Genomic DNA, 7331 nt, shown 5'->3' with positions numbered 1-7331 from the left:
GCCGCGCCCCGTGCGCATTGTCACGGATGATGGCGCGGAAGAAGTGCTCAATGCAGGCGTCGTCGCCATTGCCAATGGCAAATATTTCGGCGGCGGCATGTTCATTGCGCCCATGGCCGAACCCGATGACGGGCTTTTCGACGTGATAATGATGCGCAACACGACACTGCTCAACATGCTGAAAAACTCGGGCGCGATGCGCGAGGGCACGCATCTCGAAAGCCCGCTCGTCACCCATCGCCGCGCGCGCTGGGTGGAAGCAACGCCGGTTGGCCCCGAACCCATGTTGCTGGATGTGGATGGCGAAGCGCCGGGGCGGCTGCCCGCGCGCTTTGAAATCATTCCCGGCGCGATCACGCTGCGCTGCTGACAGGCGAACGGACAGGAAAAACGAATATGACAATCGACCGCACAACATTGCGCTGGAACGGCTGGGGCCCGACGAAGCAGGAAAACCCGCTGCCTGCGGACTCACCCAAATGGAAATGGGTCGAGGAAGTGCTCGGCATGAGCCACCTGCCCTCCACCCCACCCGTGCCGCTACAGGATATTTGCCTGCCCCATTGCCGCCTGTCCGGCGCCATACAGGAAAAGCTGCGCGGCATTGTCGGCGAGGATCAGCTTCGCACCGATGATTACGAACGCGCCTTCCACGCGCGCGGGAAGAGCTATCACGATCTGCTTTATGTGCGCGCGGGTCGCCTTGATGTGGCACCTGATGCCGTTATTTATCCGCGCAATGCCGACGAGGTGCTCGCGATCGTGCAGCTTTGCGCACAGGAAGACATAGCACTCGTGCCCTATGGCGGCGGCTCATCCGTGGTGGGCGGCGTCAACGCGGTCGCAAAATCGCTGGGCGGGGCGGTGCTGACACTCGACACCACGCTGATGACGCGCATCATCCAGATCGACAAGGTGTCGATGACCGCGCGCATTGAGGCCGGTATCTACGGACCGCACCTCGAAGAACAGTTACAGGCGCATGGCGTGACGCTCGGCCACTATCCGCAGAGCTTTCCTCTTTCCACTCTTGGCGGCTGGATTGCCGCGCGCGGCGCCGGACAGCAATCCAACCGCTACGGCAAGGCGGAAAAGTGGCTTGTCTCGGCAAAGCTTGCTACACCAAAAGGCTTCTGGACGACAGAAGCAACGCCCGCTTCCGCCGCAGGCCCGAACCTCAACCAGCTTGTCGCCGGCTCCGAAGGCACGCTTGGCGTGATCGTGGAAGCAACGGTGAAGATCCACGAAGTGCCCGCGCGAAAGGACTATCGCGGCTATCTCTTCAAGACATTCGCCGCCGGTGTGGAAGCAGCGCGGCGCATCAACCATGCGGATATTCCCGTTGCCATGGTGCGCCTCTCCGATGCGCCGGAAACCTATTTCTTTCAGGCCTTCTCCTCCTCAAACGCAGATGGCCTGAAAGCGCGGCTGCAACGCGCCTATCTCAAGATGAAGGGCTTCCCCGAAACGCCCTGCCTCATGCTGATCGGCCATGAAGGCGCGAAGGAAACCGTCATCTGGGCGCAGGAGCAGACGGAAGAAATCTGCAAGCGTCAGGGCGCGCTTGCACTCGGCACCGGCCCCGGGCGGCACTGGTATCACGGGCGCTTCAACAGCCCCGCGATACGCGATCCGATGATGGACCGGGGGATTGGTGTCGATACGCTCGAAACATCGACGCGCTGGTCGAACATCGCCAATCTGCACGAGAAGGTGACGACGGCGATTTCGGACGCCATCTCGTCGCATTTGCCGGAGCAACATGCGCGCGGGCTCGTGCTCGCCCATGTGAGCCACTCCTATCCGGACGGCGCAAGCCTCTATTTTACCTTCATCTTCCCGCGCCAGCTCGACCGCGAGGTCGAACAATGGCTCGCGATCAAGCGAGCTGCCTCTGACGCAATTCTGATGAATGGCGGCACGATCAGCCATCACCACGGTGTCGGCACGGATCACGCGCCCTGGCTGCCGGAGGAAAAGGGCGAGATCGGCATGTCGCTGCTCAAGGCAACCAAGCGGGAGCTTGATCCGAAAGGCGTGATGAATCCGGGAAAGCTTTTCGGCTGACCGCCTGACTCATCAGGCTTCCTCTCTGGCTTCAGCTGCCATCTCCGCGACCATCTTCCGCGCCATGTCGATGGCGGTCGGGAAGTCCGGCGCGCGGGTAACGCGGGCGAGCACGCCCATATCGCCAAGCACGCGCGCGGGCTGCGGCTGAAGTGCGGTGATGATGACCTTCGTGCCTTTCCGCTCGCACCGATCGATCATGCTGCTGAGTGCAGACACGCCCGTCGCATCAATGATCGGCACGGCACGCATGCGAACGATAAGCACCTTTGGTGTTGCGCCAATCCGGTCCAGCGTTTCGCCAAGCCGCATGGCAACACCGAAAAAGAACGGCCCGCGAATGAGGCTCGCCGCCACGCCATCCGGCAGGTCATATTCCTGCATCGGCACGAAGTCGCGCGGCGCGTCATCCGCCACGTCTTCTTCAACAAGATTGAGATGCGCCTGCACCTCCACCGCCTCTGACATGCGGTGCATGAAGAGAACGGCGGCAAGCACCACACCAACCTCAATGGCCACGGTGAGATCGACAAGAATGGTGAGCGCGAAGGTGAGGATCAGCACCGCCTTGTCACCCATCGGCGCGCGCATCATGTGCCGGAACTTTTCAATCTCGCTCATGTTCCAGGCAACGATGAGCAGCACCGCAGCCAGCGCCGCAAGCGGAACATATGTCACAAGCGGCCAGGCGAAGGCCATGAAAATGAGAATGAAGACCGCGTGCAGCATGCCCGCAACCGGTCCATGCGCGCCCGCGCGAATATTCGCCGCCGTGCGCGCAATCGCCCCTGTGGCAGGAAGCCCGCCCACCGCCGCTGACGCACAATTCGCAATGCCTTGCGCCACAAGCTCGCTGTTCGAGCGGTGACGCCGCCCCGTCATGCTGTCGGCAACCATGGCAGAGAGAAGCGATTCAACACCTGCAAGAAAAGCGATGGTGAAGGCGCTCGGAAAGAGCGTGATGATCCGCTCCATCGTAATTTCCGGGAAGGCCGGAATGGAGAAGCTCGGCTCAAGCCCGGCAAAGCGCGTACCGATCGTGTCTGTCGGCAAGGCAAAAAGCCAGACGAAGAAAGACGCAAGCACCACCGCGATCAGAAAGCCCGGCCAGTTCGGGCGGGTGCTGCGCAGCCAGACAATGAGCGCAAGCGCGCCAAACCCCACCACAAGCGTTTGCGGCGAGATCGTGCCGATTGCACCGGCAAGCGCCGGTATCTTGTCGAGAAAGGCGGCTGGCTCATTCTCGAGCGCAATGCCGAAGAAATCCTTGATCTGGCTTGTCGCGATGATAACGGCGATGCCCGCCGTGAAGCCGGTGACCACGGGTTCGGGAATATATTTGATGAAGGAGCCGACACGGAGAAACCCTGCGCCGATAAGCATGATGCCCGCCATTGCGCTTGCAAGCACCAGCCCGTCATAACCGTGAACCGCAATGACGTTGAAAACGACGACGACAAAAGCGCCGGTCGGCCCACCGATCTGGAAGCGGCTGCCGCCAAAGGCGGAGATGAGGAAGCCCGCCACAATGGCGGTCATCAACCCCTTGTCGGGCGTTGTGCCGCTGGCAATGGCGAGCGCCATGGAAAGCGGCAGCGCGACGATGGCAACAGTCAGCCCTGCGATAAAGTCAGCGCGGAACTGCGCGAACCCGTAGCCTTCCCGCAGGACGGTAACGAGTTTGGGGATGAAAAGCTGTGACGATGACGCCTTGCCGCCTGTGGCCAATTCCTTTTGCCCCTCAGTCTTGCTCCAATAATTTGCGAAGTTCAGCTTTCGCGATCTTTTCCAGCGTCGAGCGCGGCAACTCGGAAACAATCCGAATTTCGCGCGGGCGCTTGAAATCCGCAAGTCCCTTGAGGCAGGCGGCTTCCACCTTCTGAACAAGGTCGGCGGGCGCGGCCTTCTCCCCGCCCGGCACCAGCAGGAAGGCGACCGGCACTTCATCCAGCATCGGATCGCGCTTGCCGACCACCGCGCATTCCTGAATGCCCGGCACGCTCATGATAACGCGCTCGATCTCGGATGAGGCGACATTTTCACCGCCCACTTTCAACATATCCTTGTCGCGATCCGCAAAGGAAATGAAGCCGTCTTCGCCAGGCGTCACACGGTCGCCGGTAATGAAATAGCCCTGCTCGTCAAAGCTCCCGGAGGTTGCTTTCTCATTGTTGAGATATTCGAGAAAGAGCGAGAGGCCCGGCACACCGCGCACAAGAAGATTGCCCGTCTCGCCGGGGCCAACCGGCGCACCATTATCGTCCAGAATTGCGATTTCATAGGCAGGCGAAGGCTTGCCGATGGACATGGGCCGGTTGGGCAGATGGACATTACCGACAATGCCGTGGGTGATGGTTTCCGTCATGCCCCACCAGCCAATCGTCTTCACACCGAAATGGTCGTCGGTGGGTGGCGAGGAAATGCCGTTCCCCCAATAGCGATAGGAATGGGAGGCAGGTTTTTCCTGCCCCATCAGCGCGCGCACGCAGAAAGGCACCATGGATGTCCATGTGCAGCCCCGGCGCAGCGACACATCCCAGAAACGCGAAGCAGAGAAGCGGGGCTGGAGAACCACCGTTGCGCCCACCCAGAGCGCCGCCAGAACCGAATAGGCCTGCGCGTTGGTGTGGAAGAGCGGCAAATAGGTGAGATGCACATCCGAGGGCCGAAGGTCTTCATGCAGCGCGCAAAGCTTTGCACCCCAGAGCGCATTGGCATGTGTCCAGACCACGCCCTTTGGCCGCGAGGTCGTACCGGACGTGTACTGAATACCGACAGGCAACATCGGATCAGCCGGGCGCAGCGGCGCATCACCTGCATCGCCATAAAGGCCCGCAAAGCTTTCTGATGCAGGCGGCATAGTGCCCGCCTCCGGCGCAGCGCCATTATCCGTGTCAGTCACGGCAAGCCATTTGATGCCCGCGCAGGAAGCTGCAACGAGCGAGGCAAAGCGCGGCTGCGTGATCGCGCCGACAACTTCCGCATGGCTGCTGAAATAGGTGAGGTCATCGGCCACCGAGCGCGCATTCGTGGTAACGGCAACAGCACCGAGATGCGCGCAGGCATACCAGGCAATCAGGCTTTCAGGACAGTTGTCGAGATGGACCAGCACGCGTTCGCCGCGCTTCACACCGCGCCTTGCAAGCCCTGCTGCCACCTGCCGCACTTCATGTTCGAAGCGGGCATAGGACCAGATGCGCGGTTCTCCCTCAAAAGGCTCCCAAATGAGAAAGGGATGCTCAGGCCGCGCCTCGGCATGGACGCGCAGAAGATGCGGCACGTCGAAATTCGAAAAGGGATGGACGAGCGGCGAGCGCAGCGCGGGCATGGGAGCCTCCGGGGAAGTTTCTGATGTTCTTTTCTGTCCTATAGCGCATGGAAGCACCTCATGCCATTCCCGCGGCTGAAGAGGCAAAACCTCTCCGAAAAGAAAAAAGGGCGGCACACCCGGCGCCGCCCTTCTTCCCGTCCCTGTCGGCTTTCGCTCAGACCAGCGCTTCCTTCAGTGCCTTTGCCGCCGCCTTGACCGCTTCACGCGAAACATCAAGCACGCCCTGCAGATTGAAGAAGCCGTGGATCATGCCTTCATAATTGACATATTCGACATCCACCCCGGCCTTCTTCAGCGCGTCTGCGTAAGCCTTGCCTTCATCGCGGAGCACATCATACCCCGCCGTCACCACATAGGCAGGCGGCAGGCCGGCGTGTGATTCCGCCTGAAGCGGCGCCGCATAAGGATGCTTCGGATCAGCGCCCGCGCTCACCACATAATGGTTCCAGAACCAGTCCATGCCATCCTTTTCAAGGAAATGACCTTTCCCGAAATCCTTGTAGGACTGCGTATCGGACGGTGCATCCGTGACCGGATAGATGAGAAGCTGGAATGCGATCTGCGGCCCCTTCTCCGCCTTTGCGCGAAGGCAGACGGCGGCAGCAAGATTGCCGCCCGCGCTGTCGCCCGCAACAGCGATGCGGTTCGGATCGACATCAATCTCGGACGCATTCGCCTCCACCCAGCAGGCCGCTGCATAGGCATCATCAATCGCTGCAGGGAAAGGGTGCTCCGGCGCCAGGCGGTAATCCACCGCAATCACCTTGCAGCCTGCTTCATTGGCAAGCGTGCGGCAGAGCGCATCATGGGTTTCAAGATCGCCAATGACCCAGCCACCGCCATGATAATAGACAAGCACGGGGCCCTTGCCGCCCCCGGCAACCGGCGTGTAGATGCGTACGGGAATATCCCCGCCCGGCCCCGGGATGGTCCGATCCTCAACCTTGCCGATGGGCACGTCCTGACGATCCAGCATGCCGCCCATGGCGCGATACATTTCGCGCGCACCTGCAGGCGGCAGATCAATCATGCGCGGCGCATCAGGATTGGCCGCAAGCTGGTCAAGCAGCGCTTTTGCTTGTGGATCGAGTGACATATCGAGGGACCCTCCGCCTTTCATTTTTATTGCGAAGTCCCTTTTAGCGGCCCCTGACGGGACGCGCCAAGCGCCAAATGCCCTTCAGCCTAGTGCAAAACCTCTCCGCTGCGGGTGCGGCGACCTTCCACCATGTCTTCCACAACCACACGCAGCGCCCGCCACGCATCGGCGCGCATCTTCTCGCCAATCTGCTCAAGCTCGCACACCGCCGTATCCGCATAGGAAAGGGCCTTGCGGCCATGCGTATCGACCATATAGGCGGCGAGGAGGTTGATTTCGTGGTCGGTGATCATTGTTGGGGTCTCCCGGTGAACTGGTTTTGCGGAAGACGGTTGCAACCGCCGGACCAGACGCCACGCGGGAAAAATATCTAACAAAATCAATAGCTTGCGATTACGTCCGGGCGGAGCGGAAACCGCCATCGGCAAGGATTGCCGGAAGCTCCTGCCGCCGGGCGGCAATTTCAGCCCCCGCGCGGCCTAGCCCGCAAAGCCGCCCGCATCGAGGAAGGCTTGTTCCTCCGGCGTCGTCTCCCGCCCGAGCACCCCGTTGCGGTGCGGGAAGCGGCCGAAGCGGCGGATGATGTCGGCATGCTCATCCGCAAAGCGCATCGTCTCGGGATCATCAAGGCGCTGCGCGAAATAGACGAGGCCGCGTTCCTGCGCGGCGAGGTCTTCTGAATGCATATAGGGCATGTAGAACCATTTGCGCGCCGCGAGAGGCGTTTCCACATCGAAGCGGCGGCGCACGGCCTCATCTGCCAGCGCAAGCGCCTTTGCGTCCTGAGCGAAGGCGCGGTGATCATTCCGCCAGAGATTGCGCGAGAACTGATCG

7 protein-coding genes are annotated in these 7331 nt (G+C 61.2%); 2 read left to right on the top strand and 5 right to left on the bottom strand.

Translation table 11 applies throughout. From position 1 onward, the window contains the following. A partial coding sequence (locus WBF74_RS10250) for a diacylglycerol/lipid kinase family protein (protein ID WP_424439119.1) occupies window positions 1-370 on the top strand: 370 nt, incomplete at its 5' end. 26 nt (window positions 371-396) lie between these two features. After that, entirely contained in the window at window positions 397-2067 is a 1671-nt protein-coding gene (locus tag WBF74_RS10245; RefSeq protein WP_424439116.1) for an FAD-binding oxidoreductase, read from the top strand. A 12-nt stretch (window positions 2068-2079) separates the two neighbouring features. On the opposite strand, the gene WBF74_RS10240 is transcribed toward WBF74_RS10245, so the two are convergent. From WBF74_RS10240 to WBF74_RS10220, 5 genes are all read right to left on the bottom strand, one after another. Further along, on the bottom strand, window positions 2080-3795 hold the full coding sequence (locus WBF74_RS10240; RefSeq protein WP_424439113.1) for a SulP family inorganic anion transporter: 1716 nt from the start codon (window positions 3793-3795) through the stop codon (window positions 2080-2082). A gap of 13 nt (window positions 3796-3808) precedes the next feature. Further along, window positions 3809-5395: an AMP-binding protein gene (locus WBF74_RS10235; RefSeq protein WP_424439110.1), complete on the bottom strand. Its 1587-nt coding sequence runs from the start codon at window positions 5393-5395 to the stop codon at window positions 3809-3811. Window positions 5396-5552: 157 nt separating this feature from the next. Continuing rightward, window positions 5553-6494: an alpha/beta hydrolase gene (locus WBF74_RS10230; RefSeq protein WP_424439107.1), complete on the bottom strand. Its 942-nt coding sequence runs from the start codon at window positions 6492-6494 to the stop codon at window positions 5553-5555. An 89-nt stretch (window positions 6495-6583) separates the two neighbouring features. Then, a complete protein-coding gene (locus WBF74_RS10225) occupies window positions 6584-6790 on the bottom strand; it encodes a hypothetical protein (protein WP_424439104.1) in 207 nt (68 codons plus the stop codon). Between the two features lie 186 nt (window positions 6791-6976). Then, window positions 6977-7331 (bottom strand): DUF924 family protein (locus WBF74_RS10220; RefSeq protein ID WP_424439101.1); only part of this gene is annotated, 355 nt, incomplete at its 5' end.

It is taken from the genome of Parvibaculum sp., assembly GCF_049672805.1.
GTDB lineage: Bacteria > Pseudomonadota > Alphaproteobacteria > Parvibaculales > Parvibaculaceae > Parvibaculum.
The sequence above is the reverse complement of the archived record's forward strand: the minus strand, read 5'-3'. Positions and strand labels throughout refer to the sequence as shown.